This is a genomic window from Microbispora sp. H10836, from assembly GCF_012999525.1.
In the GTDB taxonomy this organism is placed as follows: Bacteria; Actinomycetota; Actinomycetes; order Streptosporangiales; family Streptosporangiaceae; genus Microbispora.
The window spans coordinates 1-1,214 of record NZ_JABBWU010000063.1; the positions used below are offsets into that span (position 1 = coordinate 1).

Annotated in this window: 2 protein-coding genes; both read right to left on the reverse strand. The window is 70.3% G+C overall.

All coding sequences use genetic code 11. The features are described from left to right. Window positions 1–644 (reverse strand): cellulose-binding domain-containing protein (locus HHX30_RS40245; RefSeq protein WP_169989203.1); only part of this gene is annotated, 644 nt, incomplete at its 3' end. Between the two features lie 26 nt (window positions 645–670). Beyond that, window positions 671–1,214: cellulose binding domain-containing protein (locus HHX30_RS40250; RefSeq protein WP_169989204.1), on the reverse strand; the 544-nt coding region annotated here is incomplete at its 5' end.

The following is a 1,214-nucleotide window of genomic DNA, read 5'->3' on the forward strand; positions in this document are numbered from 1 at the left end:
GCCGAGTAGTAGTAGGTGTCGTCGACCCGGAAGATGTCGATGTCGGCCAGGTCCTGCCACAACACCGGGTTGGAGTACGTCGACGACGGCGGCCACGGCCCACCCGACGGACTCACCGACGGCGAAGGCGACGGCGAAGGCGACGGCGAGGGGCTGGCGCTGGGACTGGCGCTGGGACTGGCGCTGGGACTGGCGCTGGGACTGGCACTGGGGCTCGCCGAGGGGCTGGTGACGGTGCCGCTGCAGGTGGTGCCGTTCAGCGCGAAACTCGCCGGCACGGGGTTGGACGAGGTCCAGGAGCCGTTGAAGCCGAACGACGCGCTGCCGCCGGTCGGGATGCCGCCGTTGTAGGAGGCGTTGGTCACCGTGACCTGGGCGCCGGACTGCGTGTAGCTGCCGTTCCACAGCTGGCTGATCGTCTGCCCGGCGGGGAACGACCAGGTCAGGCGCCAGCCGTCGACCGGGTCGCCCAGGTTGACCACGTCGACGTTGGCGCCGAAGCCGCCCTGCCATTGGTTGGTCACCGTGTAGGTGACCCGGCAGCCCGCGGCGGCCTGGGCGGAGCCGGCGGCCGCGACGCCGAGGACGCTCAGCGCCGCGGCCACTCCGGCCGCGAGCCAGCGCCGATGTCTGATGAAGCGCACGGAGATCTCCAGGGGATAGGGAGGCGTCAGGAGACGGTGCAGGTGTTTCCGTTGAGCGTGAACGCGGTGGGCTTGGCGGCGTTGCCGGTGTGGGTGGCCTGGAAGCCGATCTCGGTGGAGGCTCCGGGTGCCAGCGAGCCGTTGTAGCTGACGTTCTTCGCCGTGACCTGTCCGCTGGTGGGCGAGTAGGTGGCGTTCCACCCGCCGGTGATGGTCTGCCCGCTCGGGAGAGTGAAGGCCAGCGACCAGCCGTTGACGGCCGAGGAACCGGTGTTGGTGACCGTGATGTTCTCGGTCAGCCCGTTGTTCCAGGCGTTCACGGTGGCGCTGACCCGGCAGGCGCCCGGTCCGCCGCCGGGGGACGGCGAGTTACTGGGCGAACTGCTCGGCGAACTGCTCGGCGAACTACTCGGGGAGGGGGACGGGGACGGGGAGGTCGTCACGCCGTCGAGGCCGAGGAAGGAGATGGCGTAGGCGATCTGGCCGCTCATCGGCAGCTGGTGGCCGACGCCGGAGATGCTGATGCCTTCGACGGTGGCCTGGGTGCCGGTGTTGCCGTAGCGGGTGCGG